Origin of the sequence: Nocardioides cavernaquae (assembly GCF_003600895.1) — a bacterium.
Taxonomy (GTDB): Bacteria; Actinomycetota; Actinomycetes; order Propionibacteriales; family Nocardioidaceae; genus Nocardioides; species Nocardioides cavernaquae.
Genome location: NZ_QYRP01000002.1, coordinates 3,004,751 through 3,027,737, shown reverse-complemented (window position 1 = coordinate 3,027,737; position 22,987 = coordinate 3,004,751). Strand labels below are relative to the sequence as shown.

The 22,987-nt window shown below is 66.5% G+C and carries 18 protein-coding genes and 3 rRNA genes; 19 read left to right on the top strand and 2 right to left on the bottom strand.

The features are described 5' to 3' along the window. Nucleotides 1-30: 30 nt before the first annotated feature. A complete protein-coding gene (locus tag D4739_RS14550) occupies nt 31-582 on the bottom strand; it encodes an LOG family protein (RefSeq protein WP_220699304.1) in 552 nt (183 codons plus the stop codon). Between the two features lie 42 nt (nt 583-624). On the opposite strand from D4739_RS14550, the gene D4739_RS14545 reads away from it, so the two are divergent. The 18 genes from D4739_RS14545 to D4739_RS14460 all read left to right on the top strand — a co-directional run bounded on the left by D4739_RS14545 (nt 625) and on the right by D4739_RS14460 (nt 20,880). Then, complete coding sequence (locus D4739_RS14545) at nt 625-1,170, top strand: gamma carbonic anhydrase family protein (protein WP_120061284.1); 546 nt, start codon at nt 625-627, stop codon at nt 1,168-1,170. 22 nt (nt 1,171-1,192) lie between these two features. Continuing rightward, the gene (gene argC / locus D4739_RS14540; RefSeq protein WP_120061926.1) at nt 1,193-2,233 is read left to right on the top strand and encodes an N-acetyl-gamma-glutamyl-phosphate reductase; all 1,041 of its coding nucleotides are present in this window, start codon (nt 1,193-1,195) and stop codon (nt 2,231-2,233) included. Continuing rightward, entirely contained in the window at nt 2,230-2,757 is a 528-nt protein-coding gene (locus D4739_RS14535; RefSeq protein WP_120061283.1) for an ACT domain-containing protein, read from the top strand. The genes argC and D4739_RS14535 overlap by 4 nt, the downstream gene beginning before the upstream one ends. After that, complete coding sequence (argJ, locus tag D4739_RS14530; RefSeq protein ID WP_120061282.1) at nt 2,754-3,917, top strand: bifunctional glutamate N-acetyltransferase/amino-acid acetyltransferase ArgJ; 1,164 nt, start codon at nt 2,754-2,756, stop codon at nt 3,915-3,917. Before D4739_RS14535 ends, argJ begins: the two co-directional genes overlap by 4 nt. Next, the gene (gene argB, locus D4739_RS14525; protein WP_120061281.1) at nt 3,914-4,864 is read left to right on the top strand and encodes an acetylglutamate kinase; all 951 of its coding nucleotides are present in this window, start codon (nt 3,914-3,916) and stop codon (nt 4,862-4,864) included. Before argJ ends, argB begins: the two co-directional genes overlap by 4 nt. Next, a complete protein-coding gene (locus D4739_RS14520) occupies nt 4,864-6,072 on the top strand; it encodes an acetylornithine transaminase (protein ID WP_120061280.1) in 1,209 nt (402 codons plus the stop codon). The genes argB and D4739_RS14520 overlap by 1 nt, the downstream gene beginning before the upstream one ends. 1 nt (nt 6,073) lies before the next feature. Beyond that, on the top strand, nt 6,074-7,030 hold the full coding sequence (gene argF / locus D4739_RS14515) for an ornithine carbamoyltransferase (protein WP_120061279.1): 957 nt from the start codon (nt 6,074-6,076) through the stop codon (nt 7,028-7,030). Next, entirely contained in the window at nt 7,027-7,593 is a 567-nt protein-coding gene (locus tag D4739_RS14510; RefSeq protein ID WP_120061278.1) for an arginine repressor, read from the top strand. Before argF ends, D4739_RS14510 begins: the two co-directional genes overlap by 4 nt. Before the next feature lie 22 nt (nt 7,594-7,615). Further along, nucleotides 7,616-9,055 carry an argininosuccinate synthase gene (gene argG / locus D4739_RS14505; RefSeq protein ID WP_120061277.1) on the top strand — a complete coding sequence of 480 codons (1,440 nt, stop codon included), beginning with the start codon at nt 7,616-7,618 and terminating at the stop codon, nt 9,053-9,055. Next, nucleotides 9,055-10,500: an argininosuccinate lyase gene (gene argH, locus D4739_RS14500; RefSeq protein ID WP_120061276.1), complete on the top strand. Its 1,446-nt coding sequence runs from the start codon at nt 9,055-9,057 to the stop codon at nt 10,498-10,500. The genes argG and argH overlap by 1 nt, the downstream gene beginning before the upstream one ends. After that, entirely contained in the window at nt 10,484-11,080 is a 597-nt protein-coding gene (locus D4739_RS14495; protein ID WP_120061275.1) for a DNA-3-methyladenine glycosylase, read from the top strand. Before argH ends, D4739_RS14495 begins: the two co-directional genes overlap by 17 nt. A gap of 101 nt (nt 11,081-11,181) precedes the next feature. Next, the gene (tyrS, locus tag D4739_RS14490; RefSeq protein ID WP_238473669.1) at nt 11,182-12,462 is read left to right on the top strand and encodes a tyrosine--tRNA ligase; all 1,281 of its coding nucleotides are present in this window, start codon (nt 11,182-11,184) and stop codon (nt 12,460-12,462) included. Nucleotides 12,463-12,469: 7 nt separating this feature from the next. Further along, nucleotides 12,470-13,525, top strand: a complete 1,056-nt coding sequence (locus D4739_RS14485) for an alpha-hydroxy acid oxidase (protein WP_120061273.1) — start codon at nt 12,470-12,472, stop codon at nt 13,523-13,525. Between the two features lie 497 nt (nt 13,526-14,022). Further along, nucleotides 14,023-15,540, top strand: a 16S ribosomal RNA gene (locus D4739_RS14480). Nucleotides 15,541-15,908: 368 nt separating this feature from the next. Continuing rightward, nucleotides 15,909-19,013, top strand: a 23S ribosomal RNA gene (locus D4739_RS14475). Between the two features lie 145 nt (nt 19,014-19,158). Then, nucleotides 19,159-19,275, top strand: a 5S ribosomal RNA gene (rrf, locus tag D4739_RS14470). The 16S, 23S and 5S rRNA genes sit together here, the layout of an rRNA operon. Nucleotides 19,276-19,363: 88 nt before the next feature. Continuing rightward, a complete protein-coding gene (locus tag D4739_RS14465) occupies nt 19,364-20,428 on the top strand; it encodes a tetratricopeptide repeat protein (protein WP_120061272.1) in 1,065 nt (354 codons plus the stop codon). 125 nt (nt 20,429-20,553) lie between these two features. Beyond that, nucleotides 20,554-20,880, top strand: coding sequence for a single-stranded DNA-binding protein (locus D4739_RS14460; protein ID WP_120061271.1), 327 nt, complete (start codon nt 20,554-20,556; stop codon nt 20,878-20,880). On the opposite strand, the gene D4739_RS14455 is transcribed toward D4739_RS14460, so the two are convergent. After that, nucleotides 20,858-21,934: a DUF1015 family protein gene (locus D4739_RS14455; protein ID WP_120061270.1), complete on the bottom strand. Its 1,077-nt coding sequence runs from the start codon at nt 21,932-21,934 to the stop codon at nt 20,858-20,860. The genes D4739_RS14460 and D4739_RS14455 overlap by 23 nt on opposite strands. A 28-nt stretch (nt 21,935-21,962) precedes the next feature. Here D4739_RS14455 and D4739_RS14450 point away from each other — a divergent pair, with 28 nt between their 5' ends. Beyond that, nucleotides 21,963-22,985: an HAD-IIA family hydrolase gene (locus D4739_RS14450; RefSeq protein ID WP_120061269.1), complete on the top strand. Its 1,023-nt coding sequence runs from the start codon at nt 21,963-21,965 to the stop codon at nt 22,983-22,985. Nucleotides 22,986-22,987: the final 2 nt, after the last annotated feature.

Genomic DNA, 22,987 nt, shown 5'->3' with positions numbered 1-22,987 from the left:
TTTCACCGGCCGACCGGTGAAACTGCACGGTCAGCGCAGGGTGTCGAGCGCTTCCAGCGCAGCGTCGAGCGTGGACGCGACCACGAGCTCGTCGAGAGTCACCTCGGCCATGAAGTCCGCCTCCGCCAGGCCGCCGAGGGTGGCGACCAGCGGCTGCCAGAAGCCGCCGACATCGAGCAGGCCGATCGGCTTGTCGTGCAGGCCGAGCGTGCGCCAGGTCCAGATCTCGAACAGCTCCTCGAGGGTGCCGAGCCCGCCGGGCAGGACGAGGAAGGCCTCGGCGCGCACGGCCATCATCGCCTTGCGCTCGTGCATGGTCTCGACGACGTGCATCTCGACGTTCTCCTGGTGCAGTCGTCCCCACTCGCGCTCGACCATGAACCGCGGGATCACGCCGTAGACGTGACCGCCGTGGTCGAGCACTCCCTGGGATACCTGGCCCATCAGGCCGGAGCCGCCACCGCCGTAGACGAGCTCGATCCCGCGGTCGGCGAGCGCACGCCCGACGGCGTACGCCGACTCGGCGTGCTGGGGGTCGGAGCCATCGCGGGAGCCGAGGAAGATCGCGAGTCGCTGGATCACGCCCCGACCCTAGGAGAGCGAGCATCCGATAGCGTCGGCGCCATGCCGTTGTACGAGTTCGAGGGCAAGCGCCCCAACGTCCACCCCGACGCCTTCATCGCCCCCACCGCGACGCTGATCGGCGATGTGACCGTCGAGAAGGGGGCCTCTGTCTGGTACGGCGCGGTGCTCCGCGCCGACATCTGCACGATCGTGGTCCGCGAGGGTGCCAACATCCAGGACAACTCCGTGGTGCACGGCGGGCCCGATGCCCACGTCGAGATCGGCGCGCACAGCACGGTCGCGCACTCCTGCGTCTTCCACGGGGAGTCGCTGGGCGAGAAGGGTCTGGTGGGCAACGGCACGGTCGTCCTCGACAACGCCAAGATCGGCGCGGGCACGCTGGTGGCGGCCGGTTCGATGGTCCAGCAGGACACCGAGATCCCCGCGAAGGTGCTCGCGCTCGGCTCGCCGGCGAAGGTGAAGAAGGAGATCGCGGGCACGGCCGCCGAGTTCTGGACCGAGATGAACGGGCCGTACTACGCCGACCTTGCTGCCCGCCACGCTGCGGGCATCTCGCTGGTCGAGGAGTGGCCCAGGAGCACATGAACATGCAAGGTTGTGTATGATCATGCACATGAGTGGCAAGGTGAGAGTCGCAGTTGCAGGAGCCAGCGGATACGCCGGCGGTGAAATGCTGCGCCTGCTGCTGGGACACCCGGACGTCGAGATCGGTGCACTGACCGGAGGCTCCAACGCCGGCGAGAAGCTCGGTGTGCTGCAGCCGCACCTGGTGCCGCTGGCCGACCGGGTCCTCGAGGCGACCACGCCCGAGATCCTTGCCGGTCACGACGTCGTCTTCCTCGGCCTGCCGCACGGTCAGTCGGCCGCGATCGCCAACGCCCTCGGCGACGACACCGTCGTCATCGACTGCGGCGCCGACTTCCGGCTCACCGACCCGGGGGAGTGGGAGAAGTTCTACGGCGGAGTGCACGCCGGCTCCTGGCCCTACGGCCTGCCTGAGCTCCCCGGCCTCCGCGTGCAGCTGCAGGGTGCGAAGCGGATCGCCGTGCCCGGTTGCTACCCGACCATCTCCACGCTCACGCTCGCCCCTGCCGTTGCCGCAGGCCTGATCACGCCCGACGTCGTCGTCGTGGCAGCGTCGGGCACGAGCGGCGCCGGCAAGGCACTCAAGGCCAACCTGCTCGGGTCGGAGGTCATGGGCAACGTCAGCGCCTACGGCGTCGGCGGCGTCCACCGGCACACGCCCGAGATCACCCAGAACCTCTCGCTGCTCACCGACGGCGAGATCAAGGTCAGCTTCACCCCCCTGCTCGTGCCGATGCCGCGGGGCATCCTTGCCACCTGCTCGGCGCCGATCGCCAGGAAGGTCACGGCGGAGGAGGCCTACGAGGTGTACGCCGCGGCGTACGCAGACGAGCCGTTCGTGACCGTCCTCCCCCAGGGGATGTGGCCGCAGACCAAGTCCGTCCTCGGCTCGAACTCGGTCCACCTGCAGGTCACGGTCGACCAGACCGCCGGCCGTCTGGTCGCTGTCGGTGCCATCGACAACCTCGCCAAGGGCACAGGCGGCGCCGCCGTCCAGTGCATGAACCTCGCCCTCGGGCTGCCGGAATCCACCGGCCTCACCACGATCGGACTGGCCCCATGAGCGACATCAACGAGACCCCCACTGACATCACCAGCGAGTCCGGGACCAGCGAGAACCCACTGAGCCCGGAGGCCATCGAGGCCGTCATCGAGGCCGCGACCTTCACGCTGAGCTACTTCCCGGAGAAGCTCGCGATCGTCAACCTGGCCCCCGGCGCCGAGGTGCCGAAGTGGGCCGAGGCGAGCTCGCTCTTCTCGATCACCGCGACGGCGACCGAGACGTCGCTGATCTGCGCGACCCGGTCGATCCCGGCCAAGACGCCCGCGATCAAGCCGCTGACCGCGTTCGTGGTCAAGGGCCCGCTGGACCCCGAGCTCACCGGCGTGATGGCTGCGCTGCTGACGCCGCTGGCGCAGGCGGGCATCTCCGCGTTCCCGCTGTCGACGTTCCAGACCGACTGGATCCTGGTCCCGGTGGGCAAGGCCGAGGCTGCGGCCGAGGAGTGGCGACGTCAGGGGCACACCGTGCTCCCCGCCGTCCCGATGACTCCTCCCAAGACCGCACCCCGAAAGAAGCAGCCATGAGCATCACCCATCCCGCCGGATTCACCGCCGCTGGCGTCCACGCCGGCCTGAAGTCCAACGGCAACCTCGACCTGGCGCTGGTCCAGAACCTGGGCCCCACCTTCGACTCCGCCTCCGTCTTCACCGCCAACCGGTGCAAGGCCAACCCGGTGCTGTGGAGCCAGGAGGTCGTCAAGGACGGCGTCGTGCGCGCCGTCGTGCTCAACTCCGGCGGAGCCAACTGCTACACCGGCCCGGAGGGCTTCCAGACCACCCATGCGGTCGCCGAGAAGGTGGCCGAGAAGCTCGGCATCGGCGCGGTCGACGTGGTGGTCTGCTCGACCGGGCTGATCGGCCTGGCCAACCCCCGGCAGAACCTCCTCGACGGTGTCGAGGCCGCGTACGCCGCGTTGTCGGCCGACGGCGGCGCCGACGCCGGCCGGGCGATCATGACCACGGACTCGGTGCCGAAGTCGGTCGTCCTCACACGCGGCGCACCGGGCCAGGAGTGGTCGATCGGCGGCATGGCCAAGGGCGCGGGCATGCTCGCCCCGGCGATGGCCACGATGCTGGTCGTCATCACCACCGACGCAGTCGTCCCCGCACCCGTGCTCGACCAGGCCCTGCGGGCCAGCACCCGGGTCAGCTTCGACCGGCTCGACTCCGACGGCTGCATGTCGACCAACGACACCGTGACCGTGATGGCGAGCGGTGCCTCCGGCGTCACGCCGACGCCCGCGGAGTTCACCGAGGCGCTGCAGGAGGCCTGCATCAGCCTCGCCAAGCAGCTCCTCGCCGACGCCGAGGGCGCCGATCACGAGATCTCGATCACCGTCGTCAACGCGGCGTCCGAGGACGAGGCGGTCGAGGTGGGCCGGAGCGTCGCCCGCTCCAACCTGTTCAAGGCCGCAGTCTTCGGCAACGACCCCAACTGGGGCAGGGTGCTGGCCTCGGTCGGCACCACCCAGGCGGCGTTCGACCCGGCCGACCTCGACGTCGCGATCAACGACGTCTGGGTCTGCAAGCAGTCGACTCCGGCTGCTGACCCGGCGACTGTCGACCTCAAGCCGCGCCACGTGACCGTGACGATCGACCTCAAGGCCGGCGACGCGACCGCGACCGTCTGGACCAACGACCTGACCCACGCCTACGTCCACGAGAACAGCGCCTACTCCTCATGAACGACACCACGATCCCGAGCCTGACCGCCGCGCAGAACGCGCACGTCCTCGCCAACGCCCTGCCGTGGCTGAAGAAGTACCACGACAAGATCATCGTGGTGAAGTACGGCGGCAACGCGATGACCGACGACACCCTGAAGACCGCCTTCGCCGAGGACATCGCGTTCCTGCGGGTGGCCGGCTTCAAGCCGGTCGTCGTGCACGGCGGCGGCCCGCAGATCTCCAAGATGCTCGACCGGCTCGGCATCGAGTCGGAGTTCCGTGGTGGCCTCCGGGTCACGACGCCCGAGGCGATGGATGTCGTGCGCATGGTGCTCGTCGGCCAGGTCCAGCGTGAGCTCGTGGGCCTGCTCAACCAGCATGGCCCGCTCGCGGTCGGCCTGTCCGGTGAGGACGCCGGCCTGTTCACCGCGACCCCGACCAACACCATCGTGGACGGCGAGGAGGTGGACCTCGGCCTCGTCGGCGAGGTCGCCAAGGTGCGGCCCGAGTCCGTCCTGGACCTGGTCGAGGCCGGCCGGATCCCGGTCATCTCCAGCGTTGCCCCGGACGAGAACGGCGTCGTCCACAACGTCAACGCCGACACCGCCGCCGCCGCGCTCGCCGTCGCGCTCGGAGCCGAGAAGCTCCTGGTGCTCACCGATGTCGAGGGCCTCTACCGCGACTGGCCGCACAGCAATGACGTGATCGGCGAGATCAGCCCTGAGGGCCTGGCCGAGATGCTCCCGACGCTCGCTGCCGGCATGGTGCCGAAGATGGCCGCCTGCCTGCAGGCAGTCGAGAACGGCGTACCCCGGGCGACCGTGGTCGACGGACGCGAGCCCCACGCCGTACTCCTCGAGATCTTCACCGCCGAGGGTGTCGGCACCCAGGTGCTGCCCGGCGTCTCGATCAAGATCCGGCAGGCCAAGCAGCCCGCGACCGACAAGTCCGCGAAGGAGGCGTGATGGCCGGCGACAACTGGACCGAGCGCTACTCCGGCTCGGTGATGAACACCTTCGGCACCCCGAAGCTGGTGCTCGCCAGGGGCGAGGGCGTGCGGGTCTGGGACGTCGACGGCAAGGAGTACGTCGACCTGCTCGGCGGCATCGCCGTCAACGCGCTCGGCCACGCCCACCCGGCACTGGTCGCTGCCGTCACTGCTCAGCTGCAGACGCTCGGCCACATCTCGAACTTCTTCGCCAGCGCGCCACAGGTCGAGCTCGCCGAGAGGCTCGACCAGATGGTCGGAGGCACGGACACCCGGGTCTTCTTCACCAACTCGGGCGCCGAGGCCAACGAGGCCGGCCTCAAGATCACCCGGCGCACCGGCCGCACGCACATTGTGGCGACCGAGGGAGCTTTCCACGGCCGGACGATGGGCGCGCTCGCGCTCACGGCCAAGGAGGCCTACCGGGCACCCTTCGAGCCGCTGCCCGGCGACGTCACCTTCGTCCCGTACGGCGACTCCGAGGCGCTCGCCGCTGCCGTCACGGACCAGACGGCTGCCGTCATCATCGAGCCGGTCCAGGGCGAGGCAGGCGTGATCGTGCCGCCGCGCGACTACCTGGCCCAGGCCCGCCACATCACCGCTGCGCACGGCGCGCTGCTCTGGCTGGACGAGATCCAGACCGGCATCGGCCGCACGGGCACGTGGCTGGCGCACCAGAACGACGAGCTCTGCGACCCGCTGCCGAGTCCGCCCGACATCGTCACGCTGGCCAAGGGCCTCGCCGGTGGCATCCCGATCGGCGCCTGCGTGGCGACGGGCAAGGCTGCGAGCCTGCTCCAGCCCGGCAACCACGGCACGACGTTCGGCGGCAACCCGATCGCAGCAGCTGCCGCGCTCGCGGTGCTGGACACCATCGAGAAGGACGGCCTGCTGGACGAGGTCGTCGCCGTCGGTGAGCAGCTGCGCGCCGGCCTTGCTGCCGAGCCGCGGATCACCGAGGTCCGCGGTGAAGGCCTGCTGATCGGCGTCGACCTGGCCGCTGGACTCGACTCCGCTGCCGTCGCGACGGCAGCGCTCGCGCACGGCTTCATCGTCAACAACCCGACGCCGGAGCGGCTGCGGTTCGCCCCGCCGCTGGTCCTCACCCGCGCCGACGTGGCGCTGTTCCTGGACGCCCTCCCGGCGATCGTCGATGACGCAGCTGCCACTGAAGGGAGCAAGTGAGATGGCTGGTCCCACCCCGATCCGGCACCTTCTGGCCGACGACGACCTGACCCCGGCCGAGCAGGCCGAGGTGCTGGCGCTCGCTGCCGCCCTGAAGGCCAACCCCTACGACAGCAAGCCACTGGCGGGTCCACGGACCGTTGCACTGATCTTCGACAAGCAGACGCTCCGCACGCAGGCGAGCTTCTCCGCGGGCATCGCCGAGCTCGGTGGGTTCCCGATGACCGTCGACGGCAAGCTGGCCGCCATCGGCACCCGTGAGTCGGTCGCCGATGTCGCGCGCGTGCTCGGCCGCCAGGCCAGCCAGATCGTCTGGCGGACCGACCTGCAGTCCAAGCTCGAGGAGATGGCGGAGTTCTCGGGCGTCCCGGTCATCAACGCGCTGACCGACGACTACCACCCCTGCCAGCTGCTCGCCGACCTGCTCACGATCATCGAGCACAAGGGTGCACTGCCCGGTCTGACCGTCGCCTTCGTCGGAGACGGTGCCTGCAACATGGGCAACTCCTGGCTGCTGGCCGGCGCCATCGCCGGGATCAACGTGCGGGTTTCCAGCCCTGAGGGCTACGAGCCGTCCGCCGACGTGGTCGACCGCGCAGCCAAGATCGCCGCGGGCACGGGCGGCTCGGCGGCGCTGGTCCGCGACCCGATCGAGGCCGTTACGGGTGCCGATGTCGTCATCACCGACACCTGGGTGTCGATGGGCAAGGAGGCCGAGGCGGCCGACCGCCTGGCTGCCCTCGCGCCGTACTCACTCACGAGCGAGCTGCTCGCCCACGCCAAGGGCGACGCGATCGTCATGCACTGCCTCCCGGCGTACCGGGGCAAGGAGATCGCGGCCGAGGTGCTCGACGGCCCGCAGAGCGTGATCTGGGACGAGGCGGAGAACCGTCGCCACGCCCAGAAGGCGATCATCTCGTTCCTGGCCGAGCGGGCCGACGGGGGAGTGCCGGCATGACCGAGCACGCCCTCACCCCCGTCACCAAGGCGGCCCGGCAGGCGCTGATCGCGGACCTGCTGGTCGGTCACGAGGTGAAGTCGCAGCCCGAGCTCGCCGAGCTCCTGGCTGCGCGCAACCTCCACGTCACCCAGGCGACGCTGAGCCGCGACCTCGTCGAGCTCGACGCGGTCAAGGTGCGCGTCGCCTCCGGCGCCCTCGTGTACGCCGTGCCCGCCGAGGGCGGTGACCGCACGCCGGTCGCGGGCGAGAGCGCAGGGGCAACTGCCCGCCTGGCCCGGCTCTGCGCCGAGCTCCTGGTCAGTGCGGAAGCGAGTGGCAACCTCGTCCTGCTCCGCACGCCGCCCGGTGCCGCACAGTTTCTCGCGGGGGCCATCGACCGCGTCGAGCTCCCCGATGTGCTCGGGACGATCGCGGGGGACGACACTGTCCTCGTCATCGGGCGCGAGCAGCGCCCGACGGACCCGGCGGACCCGACAGCCCCGACAGCCCCGACAGCACAGACTTCCGGCGGGACGCTGGCCCGCCACTTCACCGCCCTGGCCGACCGCCACCACGACTGACAAGAAACAAAGGAAATCCACGTTGAGCAAGGTCCTCACCTCCCTGCCCGTCGGCGAGCGCGTCGGCATCGCCTTCTCGGGCGGCCTCGACACCTCTGTCGCCGTTGCGTGGATGCGCGACAAGGGAGCCATCCCGTGCACCTACACCGCTGACATCGGCCAGCCGGACGAGCCGGACATCGCCGGCGTCCCGATCCGCGCCAAGCAGTACGGCGCCGAGATCGCGCGCGCCGTCGACATCAAGCCGCAGCTGGTCGAGGAGGGCCTCGCCGCGCTCGCGTGCGGTGCGTTCCACATCCGCTCGGGTGCGAAGGCCTACTTCAACACCACGCCGCTGGGTCGTGCCGTCACCGGCACGATGCTGGTCCGCGCGATGCAGGAGGACGGCGTCAACATCTGGGGCGACGGCTCGACCTACAAGGGCAATGACATCGAGCGGTTCTACCGCTACGGCCTGATGGCCAACCCCGAGCTGCGCATCTACAAGCCGTGGCTCGACACCGACTTCGTCACCGAGCTCGGCGGCCGGCACGAGATGAGCGAGTGGCTCGTCGCGCATGACCTGCCCTACCGCGACGCCACGGAGAAGGCGTACTCCACCGACTCCAACATCTGGGGCGCCACCCATGAGGCCAAGGTCCTCGAGCACCTCGACGTCTCGCTCGAGATCGTCGAGCCGATCATGGGCGTGAAGTTCTGGGACCCGTCCGTCGCGATCGAGACCGAGGATGTCGCGATCACCTTCGAGGCGGGCCGTCCGGTTGCGATCAACGGCAAGCGGTACGACGGGCCGACGGGGGCCGTGGCTCTCGTCGTCGAGGCGAACAAGATCGGTGGCAGGCACGGTCTCGGCATGTCCGACCAGATCGAGAACCGCATCATCGAGGCCAAGTCCCGCGGCATCTACGAGGCCCCCGGCATGGCGCTGCTCTTCGCGGCGTACGAGCGCCTGCTCAACGCGATCCACAACGAGGACACCCTCGCGAACTACCACTACCAGGGCCGCAAGCTCGGTCGGCTGCTCTACGAAGGCCGCTGGCTCGACCCGCAGTCGCTGATGCTGCGCGAGTCGATCCAGCGCTGGATCGCCTCCCTGGTGACGGGCACCGTCACGATCCGACTGCGCCGCGGCGACGACTACACGATCGTCAGGACCGAGGGCCCGAACTTCTCCTACCACCCGGAGAAGCTCTCGATGGAGCGCGTCGAGAACGCCGCCTTCGGTCCGACCGACCGCATCGGCCAGCTGACCATGCGCAACCTCGACATCGCCGACAGCCGCAGCAAGCTCGAGCTGTACGCCGGCCAGCCGCTCGACCAGGGCACCGTCCTCGTCGAGAACGGCACGCTCTTCGGTGAGCTGCCGGCCGGTGGGTTCGACCAGATCGCCGTGCCGGCCGACATCGACCTGGATGCCGAAGCCGTCCAGGACGACGCCGCCATGGAAGCCGGCACCGACTGATGTCCGGCACGCCCAAGGAGACCGCGACTGCGTCCACCACGAACACTGGCAAGCTCTGGGGCGGCCGCTTCGCAGGCGGCCCGTCGCCCGAGCTCGACGCCCTGTCGCGCTCGACGCACTTCGACTGGCGCCTGACTCCCTACGACCTTGCCGGGTCGAAGGCGCACGCCAACGTGCTGCACGCCGCCGGACTGCTGACGGAGGCCGACCATGTCGAGCTGCTCCGCGGGCTGGACGCACTGGGTGAGAAGTACGCCGCTGGCGAGCTGCACCCGGACCCGTCCGACGAGGACGTCCACGGCGCGCTCGAGCGGCTGCTGCTGGTCGAGGTCGGCCCGGACGTGGGCGGCCGCCTGCGTGCAGGCCGCTCCCGCAACGACCAGGTCGCGACGCTGTTCCGTGCCTTCCTGCGTGACCACGCCCGCGTGGTCGCCTCCTGTGTGCTCGACCTCGTCGACGCGCTGGCCGGGCAGGCCGAGCAGCACCACGGCGCGATCATGCCCGGCCGCACGCACCTGCAGCACGCGCAGCCGGTCCTGCTCAGCCACCACCTGCTGGCACACGCCTGGCCGCTGCTCCGCGACGTGCAGCGCCTGCGCGACTGGGATGCCCGGGTGGCGGCCGAGTCGCCCTACGGCTCGGGTGCCCTGGCCGGCTCGAGCCTCGGGCTGGATCCGGAGTCCGTGGCTGCCGAGCTCGGCTTCACCGGCTCGACTCCCAACTCGATCGACGGCACCTCGAGCCGCGACTTCGTGGCGGAGTTCGCCTTCGTCTGCGCGCAGATCGGCGTCGATGTGTCCCGCCTGGCCGAGGAGGTCATCCTCTGGTCGACGAAGGAGTTCGGCTTCGTGAAGCTGCACGACTCCTGGTCGACGGGGTCGAGCATCATGCCGCAGAAGAAGAACCCCGACATCTCCGAGCTCGCCCGCGGCAAGTCCGGTCGCCTCATCGGCAACCTGGCTGGTCTGCTGGCGACGCTCAAGGCGCTGCCGCTCGCCTACAACCGCGACCTGCAGGAGGACAAGGAGCCGGTGTTCGACTCCGTCGACACCCTCGAGGTCCTGTTGCCGGCGTTCACCGGTCAGATCGCGACCCTCACGTTCAACACCGCGCGCATGGCCGAGCTCGCCCCACAGGGCTTCTCGCTCGCGACCGACATCGCGGAGTGGCTTGTCAAGCAGGGGGTGCCGTTCCGGATCGCCCACGAGGTTGCCGGCGAGTGCGTCCAGGTCTGCGAGGGGGCGGACATCGAGCTGGCCGACCTCTCCGACGAGCAGTTCGCTGCGATCAACCCGGCGCTGACCCCCGAGGTCCGCTCGGTGCTGACGGTCGAGGGCTCGGTCTCCTCGCGTGACGGTCGTGGTGGCACGGCTCCGGTGCGCGTCGCGGAGCAGCTGACCGAGGCGCGGGCCGTAGCATCTGGGCATCGTGACTGGCTCAGCTGACTTCTCAAGCCTCGAGCGTCCGGTCCTCGAGGCCGCGCCGCTGCTGCTCGGTGCCCTGCTTCGCCATGACGGTGTCACCGTGCGGATCACGGAGGTCGAGGCCTACGGCGGTGCGGACGACCCTGGCTCGCACGCTGCCGGTGGACTGACGCCGCGCAGCCGCGTGATGTTCGGCCCGGCCGGGCGCCTCTACGTCTTCCTGTCCTACGGCACGAACTTCTGCGCCAACGTCGTCACCGGACCGGAGGGGTCGGCAAGCGCCGTGCTGCTCCGGGGTGGCGAGGTCGTCGACGGGCTCGACGTGGCGAAGCGCCGCCGCGGCACGAAGGTGGAGAAGGAGCTGACCCGCGGACCGGGCAAGCTCTGCTCCGCGTTGAACATCCGGCTCAAGGAGAACCGCGCCGACCTGAGCGCCGGCCCCGTCTTCCTGGAGCTGGGCGAGCCGATCGACCCGGAGCTGGTCAGCTCCGGCCCCCGGGTCGGCCTGACCAACGGGGCCGACCTGCCCTGGCGGTTCTGGATCACCGGCGACCCCACGGTCTCGGCATACCGTCCGGCGAAGACGGCCCGGCGGAGCTGACCGACCGGCGGGCATCCCTCGGGTCGTGGACCCGGCGCCCGACCTGCCCTGGCATGAGGCAGGCTTGGCGTTGCACCAATGACTTTCCTGAAAGGCTGATCGTGGCTGTCGACCCGAACCTGATCGATGACCTCGAGTGGCGGGGACTCCTCGCCAACTCGACCGACCTCGACGCATTGCGCGCCGAGCTCAGCGAGGGTCCGGTCAAGTTCTATGTCGGCTTCGACCCGACCGCGCCGAGCCTGCACATGGGCAACCTGGTGCAGATCTTGACCGCGAAGCGGCTCCAGGACGCCGGCCACGCGCCGTACGCGCTCGTGGGTGGGGCGACCGGCATGATCGGTGACCCGAAGGAGTCGGGCGAGCGGGCGTTGAACTCGCTCGACACGGTCAAGGACTGGGTACGCCGCGTCCAGAGCCAGATTCAGCCGTTCCTCTCGTTCGAGGGCGACCCGGAGTTCACGGGCAGCAACGGAGCGACGATGGTCAACAACTACGACTGGACCGCGCCGCTCTCGACGATCGATTTCCTGCGCGACATCGGCAAGCACTTCCCGGTCAACCGGATGCTCGCGCGCGACGTGGTGCGGACCCGTCTCGAGGACGGCATCAGCTTCACCGAGTTCTCCTACATCCTGTTGCAGTCGATGGACTTCCTCGAGCTCTACAAGCAGCACGGCGTGAAGCTGCAGTTCGGCGGCTCCGACCAGTGGGGCAACCTGACGGGCGGAGTCGAGCTGATCCGCCGTGCGGTGGGCGGCAAGGCCCACGCCTTCTCCACGCCTCTGGTGACGAAGGCCGACGGCACGAAGTACGGCAAGACCGAGGGTGGTGCCCTCTGGCTCGACCCCGAGCTGATGTCGCCCTACGCCTTCTACCAGTTCTGGCTCAACGTCGAGGACGTGAAGGTCGGCGAGCTCCTGCGGATCTTCACGTTCCTCAGTCGTGAGGAGATCGAGGACCTCGACGCGCAGACGGCCGAGAAGCCCTTCCTCCGTGCTGCCCAGAAGGCGCTGGCAGACCAGGTCACCTCGCTCGTGCACGGCCGCGGCGAGACCGAGAAGATCAAGGCTGCGTCAGCCGCGCTGTTCGGTGGCGGCGACCTGCACGAGCTGAGCGTCCCGACACTGGCTGCTGCGCTGCGAGAGGCCGGCGGGGCCAAGGTGGAGACGGTGGGCACGATCGTCGAGCTGATGGTCGCTGCCGGGCTGGCGAAGTCCAATGGCGACGCACGCCGCACCATCAGCGAGGGCGGCGCCTACCTGAACAACACCCGGGTCGAGGATCCCGAGTTCGTTCCGGGGGAGTCCGACCTGATCGGCGGAAGCTGGCTCGTCCTGCGCCGTGGCAAGAAGACGCTCGCGGGCGTCGAGGTCGGCTGACCCGAGCATGACGGCCGTGGACGCGCGCTGGCTCGAATCCCTCGAGGAGGAGGCTGAGCGCGTGCTTCCACCGGCGGTCTTCCGCTACGTCCGCCAGGGTGCGCGGGAAGGCGTGAGCGCTGCCGAGGCCACCACCGCCTGGCGCCAGCACCGCTTCGCACCCCATGTCCTCCGCGACGTGAGCACGATCGACACCGCCACGACTGTGCTGGGTGTGCCGCTCCGGGCGCCGATCGCTGTCGCTCCCACCACGCTGCAGCGGATGGTGCACCCCGATGGTGAGCTCGCCATGGCTCGGGCGACGGCTTCCGCTGGCTCGCTGATGGTCGTCTCGAGCAACGCCGGGTCCCGGTTCGAGGACATCGCAGCGACTGGCGTCCGCTGGTGGCTGCAGGCGTACCTCCCGCAGGACCGCGCACTTGCCCGCGATCTCCTGGTCTCGGCGGTCGGTGCCGGGGCAGAGGCCGTGGTCCTCACCCTGGACACGCCCGTCGTCGGGACGAAGTACGACGACGGCCCGGCGGTCTGGGACGACGTGCCGGACAACGCGCTGCGGGTGAACTTCCCGCCCGGGTACGACGAGGCGCGTGGCAGCGCGAAAGCCACGGACCTCGGTCCCGCGGACATCGCGTGGCTCCGGGAGACGGCAGGAGTCCCCGTGGTCGTGAAGGGCGTGCTGCGTCCTGACGACGCGCGCCGCTGTGAGCAGGCAGGTGCGGCCGCGGTGTGGGTCTCCAACCACGGCGGACGTCAGCTGGACCGCGCCTGGTCGACGGCTGCTGCGCTTCCCGGCGTCGTCAGCGCCCTCGACCGCAACACCGAGGTCTACGTCGACGGGGGAGTGCGGTCCGGCCTCGACGTGCTCACCGCGGTCGCGCTCGGCGCCCGGTGTGCGTTCCTCGGACGCCTCCCGCTCTGGGCCCTGGTCGGTGGATCCCCGGGGGTGGGCGAGATGCATCGACGGTTGCTCCTGGAGCTGGAGGACGCGATGCGCCTGGCTGGCACGCCCACGCTGGAGGACACGCGCCAGGTGGTCGTTTCAGGCGTGCGCGGCGGTGTCTGAGCCCCTCGGAAGGCGCCCAGAATCGGCTCCACGACCCACTGTGGCCCGGGTCACGTCGTCTCGATTTGCAACGTTCACGAAACATGCCTAATGTTTCACCTGTCGCCGAGAACAACGGCGGGAGGAACGGCCGAGAGGCCGGGCCACCCGGTTCCGGATGACCGCTCCGAAGACACCTTGCTGAGGCACGGGTTTGCCAGTCATGGCGGCCGGAAAAGCTCGCAAGTTGCTGTGCGCCGGGAGCGTGATCAAAGCTAGCCCCGCAGGGAGACACTTCGGTGTCGAACACGGTGCGCGCTGGATCCTTGAGAACTCAACAGTGTGTCAAAAGTCGACGAATTAGTTTTACCCGTCCGACGTTGGATCCTTTGTGGTCTGGTTGGGCAGGTTCCTTTGGTAAGTAATCGATAATTCTGACAATTCATTGTCGGGGTTCGGTCTCTTGCCGGGATCTCTTTTTCCTCATGTGTCCTTCGGGGTGTGTGGGGTGTTGTTTTTCAACGGAGAGTTTGATCCTGGCTCAGGACGAACGCTGGCGGCGTGCTTAACACATGCAAGTCGAGCGGTAAGGCCTTTCGGGGTACACGAGCGGCGAACGGGTGAGTAACACGTGAGCAATCTGCCCTTCACTCTGGGATAGCCACCGGAAACGGTGATTAATACCGGATATGACCACTACCCGCATGGGTTGGTGGTGGAAAGTTCTGGCGGTGGAGGATGAGCTCGCGGCCTATCAGCTTGTTGGTGAGGTAATGGCTCACCAAGGCTTCGACGGGTAGCCGGCCTGAGAGGGTGACCGGCCACACTGGGACTGAGACACGGCCCAGACTCCTACGGGAGGCAGCAGTGGGGAATATTGGACAATGGGCGAAAGCCTGATCCAGCAACGCCGCGTGAGGGATGAATGCCTTCGGGTTGTAAACCTCTTTCAGCGGGGACGAAGCGAAAGTGACGGTACCCGCAGAAGAAGCACCGGCCAACTACGTGCCAGCAGCCGCGGTAATACGTAGGGTGCAAGCGTTGTCCGGAATTATTGGGCGTAAAGGGCTCGTAGGCGGTTTGTCACGTCGGGAGTGAAAACTCGGGGCTTAACCCCGAGCCTGCTTCCGATACGGGCAGACTAGAGGTATGCAGGGGAGAACGGAATTCCTGGTGTAGCGGTGAAATGCGCAGATATCAGGAGGAACACCGGTGGCGAAGGCGGTTCTCTGGGCATTACCTGACGCTGAGGAGCGAAAGTGTGGGGAGCGAACAGGATTAGATACCCTGGTAGTCCACACCGTAAACGTTGGGCGCTAGGTGTGGGACACATTCCACGTGTTCCGTGCCGCAGCTAACGCATTAAGCGCCCCGCCTGGGGAGTACGGCCGCAAGGCTAAAACTCAAAGGAATTGACGGGGGCCCGCACAAGCGGCGGAGCATGCGGATTAATTCGATGCAACGCGAAGAACCTTACCTGGGTTTGACATATGCCGGAAAGCATCAGAGATGGTGCCCCCTTTTGGTCGGTATACAGGTGGTGCATGGCTGTCGTCAGCTCGTGTCGTGAGATGTTGGGTTAAGTCCCGCAACGAGCGCAACCCTCGTCTTATGTTGCCAGCACGTAATGGTGGGGACTCATAAGAGACTGCCGGGGTCAACTCGGAGGAAGGTGGGGATGACGTCAAGTCATCATGCCCCTTATGTCCAGGGCTTCACGCATGCTACAATGGCCGGTACAAAGGGCTGCGATACCGCGAGGTGGAGCGAATCCCAAAAAGCCGGTCTCAGTTCGGATTGGGGTCTGCAACTCGACCCCATGAAGTCGGAGTCGCTAGTAATCGCAGATCAGCAACGCTGCGGTGAATACGTTCCCGGGCCTTGTACACACCGCCCGTCACGTCACGAAAGTTGGTAACACCCGAAGCCGGTGGCCTAACCCGTAAGGGAGGGAGCTGTCGAAGGTGGGACGAGCGATTGGGACGAAGTCGTAACAAGGTAGCCGTACCGGAAGGTGCGGCTGGATCACCTCCTTTCTAAGGAGCTTTATCTGGCGAGCTCAACTCGTCCAGGGCTCATCGTTTGGGAGACAAATGTTCTCCCGCGGTGAACTGCTCACTAGTGGAACGTCGATTAGTTGGACCGATTGTGATCGATCCTGTCAGTACTGCTTGGTGCCCCTTGGGGTGCTGGGTGTGGAACCTCGGGGTTGTGAGTATGAATGTCTTGGCACACTGTTGGGTCCTGAGGGATCGAGTGAGAGCTTGATTCTTCTAGTGGACTACTTGGTCCGATACTCACGTTTTTGGTGTCCCAGTTCTGGGATGTTGCGTGGGTCGGGTTGCCTCAGTAGGACCGCCCGTATCTTGAGAACTACACAGTGGACGCGAGCATCTTTGTAGCAAGACAAGCTACTAAGGGCACATGGTGGATGCCTTGGCACCAAGAGCCGATGAAGGACGTAGAAGCCTGCGATAAGCCCCGGGGAATTGGCAATCGAGTGTTGATCCGGGGATTTCCGAATGGGGAAACCCAGCTGGAGTCATGTCCAGTTACCCGCATCTGAACACATAGGGTGCGTGGAGGGAACGTGGGGAAGTGAAACATCTCAGTACCCACAGGAAGAGAAAACAAAAGTGATTCCGAGAGTAGTGGCGAGCGAAATCGGAAGAGGCCAAACCTAAGCAGTGTGATAGCCGGCAGGCGTTGCTGTTTGGGGGTTGTGGGACCATCTTTCCTCGACTGCCGTCGTGGAGCAGAGTAAGAAATCAGTGTTGAAGTTGAAGTGAACTGGAAAGTTCCGGCATAGAGGGTGAGACCCCCGTATATGTAAGACACTGACTCTGTGGATGTCATCCCAAGTAACACGGAACCCCTGAAATTCCGTGTGAATCTGGCGGGACCACCCGTTAAGCCTAAATACTCCTTGGTGACCGATAGCGGACAAGTACCGTGAGGGAAAGGTGAAAAGTACCCCTGGCGGGGAGTGAAATAGTACCTGAAACCATGTGCCTACAATCCGTTGGAGCCTCCTTGTGGGGTGACAGCGTGCCTTTTGAAGAATGAGCCTGCGAGTTAGCGGTGTGTTGCGAGGTTAACCCGTGTGGGGAAGCCGTAGCGAAAGCGAGTCCGAATAGGGCGCTTGAGTAGCACGCTCTAGACCCGAAGCGAAGTGATCTATCCATGGGCAGGTTGAAGCGCGGGTAAGACCGCGTGGAGGACCGAACCCACTTAGGTTGAAAACTGAGGGGATGACCTGTGGATAGGGGTGAAAGGCCAATCAAACTTCGTGATAGCTGGTTCTCCCCGAAATGCATTTAGGTGCAGCGTCACGTGTTTCTTGCCGGAGGTAGAGCACTGGATAGCCGATGGGCCCTACAAGGTTACTGACGTTAGCCAAACTCCGAATGCCGGTAAGTGAGAGCGTGGCAGTGAGACAGTGGGGGATAAGCTCCATTGTCGAGAGGGAAACAGCCCAGACCATCAGCTAAGGTCCCTAAGCGATAACTAAGTGGAAAAGGATGTGGAGTCGCACAGACAACCAGGAGGTTGGCTTGGAAGCAGCCACCCTTGAAAGAGTGCGTAATAGCTCACTGGTCAAGTGATTCCGCGCCGACAATGTAGCGGGGCTCAAGTTATCCACCGAAGCTATGGTATTCATGCGTGAGCTAGGCCTTCGTGGTCCAGGTGCATGGATAGGTAGGGGAGCGTCGTGTGGCGAGTGAAGGGCCGGAGTGATCCAGGTCTGGACGCCACACGAGTGAGAATGCAGGCATGAGTAGCGAATGAGGAGTGAGAAACTCCTCCGCCGAATGATCAAGGGTTCCAGGGTCAAGCTAATCTGCCCTGGGTAAGTCGGGACCTAAGGCGAGGCCGACAGGCGTAGTCGATGGACAACGGGTTGATATTCCCGTACCGGCAAAATAGCGCCCATGCTGAATCTAGTGATGCTAAGTGCCCGAAGCCACGCTGATCTGACCCTTCGGGGAAGGACGTTGTGGGGGAGCGCATGACCCGATCTAGTAGTAGGCAAGCGATGGGGTGACGCAGGAAGGTAGTCCAACCGTGGCGATGGTAGTCCACGGCTAAGGGTGTAGGGCGAGTCGTAGGCAAATCCGCGACTCACGTAGCCTGAGACCTGATGGGGAGCTCTTTGAGCGAAGTGGATGATCCTATGCTGTCGAGAAAAACCTCTAGCGAGCTATGCGCCGCCCGTACCCCAAACCGACTCAGGTGATCAGGTAGAGAATACCAAGGCGATCGAGTGAACCATGGTTAAGGAACTCGGCAAAATGCCCCCGTAACTTCGGGAGAAGGGGGGCCGGATTTGTTTAGCCACTAGCTGGCGAAGGCAATGATGGCCGCAGAGACCAGGCCCAAGCGACTGTTTACTAAAAACACAGGTCCGTGCTAAGTCGTAAGACGATGTATACGGACTGACTCCTGCCCGGTGCTGGAAGGTTAAGGGGACCGGTTAGACGCAAGTCGAAGCTGAGAACTTAAGCCCCAGTAAACGGCGGTGGTAACTATAACCATCCTAAGGTAGCGAAATTCCTTGTCGGGTAAGTTCCGACCTGCACGAATGGAGTAACGACTTGGGCGCTGTCTCAACCGTGGACTCGGCGAAATTGCACTACGAGTAAAGATGCTCGTTACGCGCGGCAGGACGGAAAGACCCCGGGACCTTTACTATAGTTTGGTATTGGTGTTTGGTTCGGCTTGTGTAGGATAGGTGGGAGACTTTGAAGCATTAACGCCAGTTAGTGTGGAGTCAACGTTGAAATACCACTCTGGTCGTACTAGATGTCTAACCTAGGTCCATTATCTGGATCAGGGACAGTGCCTGATGGGTAGTTTAACTGGGGCGGTTGCCTCCTAAAATGTAACGGAGGCGCTCAAAGGTTCCCTCAGCCTGGTTGGCAATCAGGTTTCGAGTGTAAGTGCACAAGGGAGCTTGACTGTGAGAGTGACAGCTCGAGCAGGGACGAAAGTCGGAACTAGTGATCCGGCGCTGGCATGTGGAAGCGGCGTCGCTCAACGGATAAAAGGTACCCCGGGGATAACAGGCTGATCTTCCCCAAGAGTCCATATCGACGGGATGGTTTGGCACCTCGATGTCGGCTCGTCGCATCCTGGGGCTGGAGTAGGTCCCAAGGGTTGGGCTGTTCGCCCATTAAAGCGGCACGCGAGCTGGGTTTAGAACGTCGTGAGACAGTTCGGTCCCTATCCGCCGCGCGCGCAGGAAACTTGAGAAAGGCTGTCCCTAGTACGAGAGGACCGGGATGGACGAACCTCTGGTGTGCCAGTTGTTCCGCCAGGAGCACGGCTGGTTGGCTACGTTCGGAAGTGATAACCGCTGAATGCATCTAAGCGGGAAGCACGTTTCAAGATGAGGTTTCCCACCGGGTTAACCGGGTAAGGCCCCCAGTAGATGACTGGGTTGATAGGCCGGAGGTGTACAGCAGTAATGCCCAGCCGACCGGTACTAATAGGCCGAGGGCTTGTCCCTCAAAGATGTTGCGCGTCCACTGTGTGGTTCCCGAGTTACGGTCGGGAACCCAACCACAACAGACTCCACAATCACCACCCAACACGTTTGGGTAGTGCGTTGCGGAGCCTGGTTGGGAAGACACGACCAAATAACTCCATAGAGTTTCGGCGGCCATAGCGTTAGGGAAACACCCGGCTCCATTCCGAACCCGGAAGTTAAGCCTTTCAGCGCCGATGGTACTGCAACCGAGAGGTTGTGGGAGAGTAGGACGTCGCCGGACAACACTTCACGTAGAGGCCACCAGTTCGCTGGTGGCCTCTACGCTTTTGTCCACCAGCCACCGAAATCAACGCCAGGAGAGAGTAGCCATGGCAGAGCAGAGCCGTCCCCGCCGTTCCGAGAGCCCGCGTGGGGGCCGTCCCGAGGGACGCTCCGGTGGCCCTGCTGCTCGTGGCGGCAAGCCTGAATCCCGCGTTGGCAAGCCTGATTCCCGTGGCGGGAAGCCCGACCCGCGTGGCGCTACGCCCGAGGGCCGTGGCGGCAAGCCGGGCGAGCGCGGAGGCAAGTCCGAGTTCCGCACCGGCGGCAAGTTCGAGTCTCGCGACAGCAAGCCTGGTTCGCGCGACGGAAAGCCTGCGGGTCGTGGCGGCAAGCCCGACTCTCGCGGTGGCAAGCCCGGCGGCGACCGTCCGGGCCGCAAGGATGACTGGAAGCGTCCGCGCGAGGACTCGATGCCGCGCAGCGAGCAGCAGGCGCGCTACGACGGTCCGGAGATCCCCGAGGAGATCACCGGCAAGGAGCTCGACCGCTCCGTCATCGCGCAGCTGCGTACCTTGCCCGAGAAGCTCGGCCTGCGCGTCGCCCGTCACCTGGCCGCGGCCGGCATGATCATCGACGAAGACCCCAAGACCGCCTATGAGCACACCCTGGCCGCGCGTGCGCGCGCTGCCCGCCTCGCTGTGGTTCGCGAGGCCTGCGGCGAAGCCGCCTACGCAGCAGGGGAGTACGCCGAGGCGCTGTCGGAGCTGCGCGCTGCGAAGCGCATGAACGGCGCCACGTCGTACCTGCCGATCATGGCGGACTGCGAGCGTGCGCTGGGCCGCCCCGAGCGTGCGCTGACGCTGGCGAAGAGCCCGTCGGTGGCCAACTTCGAGCCCGAGGCCAAGGCCGAGATGACGATCGTCGAAGCGGGAGCCCGCCGCGACATGGGCGAGATCGACGCTGCGCTTCGCACCCTCGAGTTCGCGCCGCTGACGTCCCGCTCGCGCGCCTCATGGGTCGTTCGCCTGCGCTATGCCTATGCCGACACCCTCGAGGCCGCTGGTCGGCTCGAGGAGGCACTCACGTGGTTCCACCGGACCGAGGGCGTCGATGGCGACGAGATCACCGACGCCGGCGCGCGCGCAGCCGCGCTGGAGAAGAAGATCGGCTGAGCCGCTTTACGTCCACAGGCCAGTTCCGGCCCGCATTCCTCACACCCCGTACCGCTCTGCGGTGCGGGGTGTCTGCGTTCTGGGGTGTCCTCGTGGTGGAGGCGTTGCCATGTGGAGGTGTTGCCATGACGAATGAAGTGAAGCTGGCAGGGACGATTTCGCGCGGGCCCGAGGAGCGGGTCATGCCCAGCGGAGATGCGCTGGTCTCGTTCCGGTTGCTGGTGGCAAGGGAGGTCGAGCGCAGCGGAAGGCGTCCTGGATCGGACTGGGTGGACTGCGCGGTGTGGAGCGGGCGTCTGCGTCGCTCGGTGGCCCGCTGGCAGGTCGGTGACGAGGTCGAGGTGAGCGGCGCACTGCGGCGTCGGGTCTATCGGTCCGGCGGCGGACCCGTGGCGCTGGTGGAGATCGAGGTCGCCTCGGCCCGTCGGCTCAGGGGCGGAGGTCACGCATGATGGCACCGAGGTGCGGCTTCGGCTGGAACGACGTTGCCTTCTGGGGAAAGGGTTGACCGGCCTCCGCCGCCGCGGCGACCTGCTCGAAGGTCGGTGCGGGCAGCAGGATCGCGACACCCTGGTCAGCGCGTGCAAGTGCCTGGCCGGCGCTGTGGTGGTGCACGACCTGCTGGTCGTCGACTCCCCACGCCGGGAGGAGCTGCTGGTGGAGGGCGAAGACAGGCAGCTGCCCGACGGGGTGGAGCGATGCCCATGAGGTGCCGTCGTGGAGGACGAGGGCGCGTTCCAGGACGGCGAGTGCCTCGCGACGGTTCGGGTGCCGGCGGAAATCGTCGCCACGCGCGATGGCGGCCGCCGCGATCGCATCGAGGGTCAGATCAGGCACACTGCGGTGGATGGCGCCGAGCTGGAGCGGCGTGTCCGACTGGTCGACGAGCATGACCAGCGTCTGCTCCCACTTGGTGCCGGGCGCCTGTGCAGCAAGCTCGAGCGCCGCTGCATAGCGGTGGTGCCCGTCGGCGATGACCGCCCGGGTGGGAGCCACGAGGGTGGCGAGGAGGGCGATGTCGTCGTCCTCGGCGATGCGCCACATGCGGTGGTGCTGCCCGGCCCGGTCGGTGTAGGCGATGTCGGGGCGGCGCTCGGTGAGCAGATCCACGGCGGTCCGGAGCGCAGGCGTCCCGCGGTGCATCAGCAGGATCGGCGCCGGGTTGACCTCGATGGTGCGCATGCGTTCGGCGAGCTCGGCGACCTGCTCGACACGGACTGCCTCGTGGGGGAGCACTGCTCCCTCGGCGGTGGTCAGGTCGAGCTTCCCGACAATGCCGCGTACCGAGACTCCCGACGAGGTGTACTCGTGCACGTAGAGCGCGGGTGGGCCCTCGATCCTGAGGTGACGCTGGCGCTGCCAGTCCGCCAGCCGGCGTGCAGCCGACCGATAAGGTCGAGCGAAGATCCGGTTCGCGACCGGGGCGCCGACGAAGCTCTCACGAAGCCGGAGCGCACGGAAAGGCCGCAGCAACAGCTGCGGACCCGGGGCCGGTTGCGTCTCCATTTCGCTGAATCGTAGGGGGAACCGACAAGTGCTGCGCACCAGTGCCGAGCCGCTGACCACGGCGTACGACCTGGCGATGTTCGATCTGGACGGGGTTGTCTACGTCGGGGAGCACGCCGTCGCTGGTGCGCCCGCGGCAATCGGGTCCGCGCGTCGGACCGGCATGCACATCGCGTTCGTGACCAACAGCGCCGCGCGCCCGCCGGAGGTCGTGGCCGCGCACCTGACGGCGCTGGGAGTTGATGCGGCCCCCGCGGACGTCGTCACCTCGGCCCAGGCCGCCGCCCACCTGATCCGTGAGCGGTTCGGCCGCGGGGCACGGATCTTCCTCGTCGGGGGTCCGGGCCTCGACGAGGCGCTGCGGGCCGAGGGACTCGCTCCGGTCACGGAGACCGCTGCGGATCCGGTCGCCGTGGCCACTGGTTACGGCCCGGATCTGCCGTGGCGGCAGATCATGCAGGGCGCCGTGCTCATCAACGGTGGGCTGCCGTGGGTGGCCAGCAACAGTGACCTCACCATCCCGACGAGTTTCGGCATCGGACCCGGACACGGCGTCCTCGTGCGCATGCTCACCGACTTCACCGGCGTCGTCCCGACGGTCGCAGGCAAGCCGGAGCGGGCACTGCTCGACGAGACCGTACGACGCGTCGGCGGCCAGCGTCCGCTGATGATCGGAGACCGTCTCGACACCGACATCGAGGGTGCGCACAACGCTGGGCTGGACTCACTGCTCGTCCTCACCGGGGTGACCGGCCTCCCCGAGCTCGTGAGTGCGGACCCGCAGCACCGCCCGACGTACCTCGCGCCTGACCTGGCGGGCCTGCTGGCCGCGCACCAGGCCCCGAAGATGACCGCTGGTGGGGGACACACGCTCGGCGGCTGGCACGGTTTCGTCGTGGAGTCGGGCCTGCGGGTCGAGGGGGAGGGTTCGCCTGCGGACTGGTGGCGTGTCGTCGCCACGACGGCGTGGGATCACCGCGACCGGACCGGCGTCGTGCCATCTGTCACCCACGTCGTGCCGCCGTCGGGATCCGGTCACCTCGGGCGGTAGCG

Coding starts and splice junctions, on each gene's coding strand:
- D4739_RS14545 (WP_120061284.1), top strand. CDS start 625: ATGCCGTTGTACGAGTTCGAGGGCAAGCGCCCCAACGTCCACCCCGAC.
- argC (WP_120061926.1), top strand. CDS start 1,193: ATGCACATGAGTGGCAAGGTGAGAGTCGCAGTTGCAGGAGCCAGCGGA.
- D4739_RS14535 (WP_120061283.1), top strand. CDS start 2,230: ATGAGCGACATCAACGAGACCCCCACTGACATCACCAGCGAGTCCGGG.
- argJ (WP_120061282.1), top strand. CDS start 2,754: ATGAGCATCACCCATCCCGCCGGATTCACCGCCGCTGGCGTCCACGCC.
- argB (WP_120061281.1), top strand. CDS start 3,914: ATGAACGACACCACGATCCCGAGCCTGACCGCCGCGCAGAACGCGCAC.
- D4739_RS14520 (WP_120061280.1), top strand. CDS start 4,864: ATGGCCGGCGACAACTGGACCGAGCGCTACTCCGGCTCGGTGATGAAC.
- argF (WP_120061279.1), top strand. CDS start 6,074: ATGGCTGGTCCCACCCCGATCCGGCACCTTCTGGCCGACGACGACCTG.
- D4739_RS14510 (WP_120061278.1), top strand. CDS start 7,027: ATGACCGAGCACGCCCTCACCCCCGTCACCAAGGCGGCCCGGCAGGCG.
- argH (WP_120061276.1), top strand. CDS start 9,055: ATGTCCGGCACGCCCAAGGAGACCGCGACTGCGTCCACCACGAACACT.
- D4739_RS14485 (WP_120061273.1), top strand. CDS start 12,470: ATGACGGCCGTGGACGCGCGCTGGCTCGAATCCCTCGAGGAGGAGGCT.
- D4739_RS14465 (WP_120061272.1), top strand. CDS start 19,364: ATGGCAGAGCAGAGCCGTCCCCGCCGTTCCGAGAGCCCGCGTGGGGGC.
- D4739_RS14460 (WP_120061271.1), top strand. CDS start 20,554: ATGACGAATGAAGTGAAGCTGGCAGGGACGATTTCGCGCGGGCCCGAG.
- D4739_RS14455 (WP_120061270.1), bottom strand. CDS start 21,934: ATGGAGACGCAACCGGCCCCGGGTCCGCAGCTGTTGCTGCGGCCTTTC.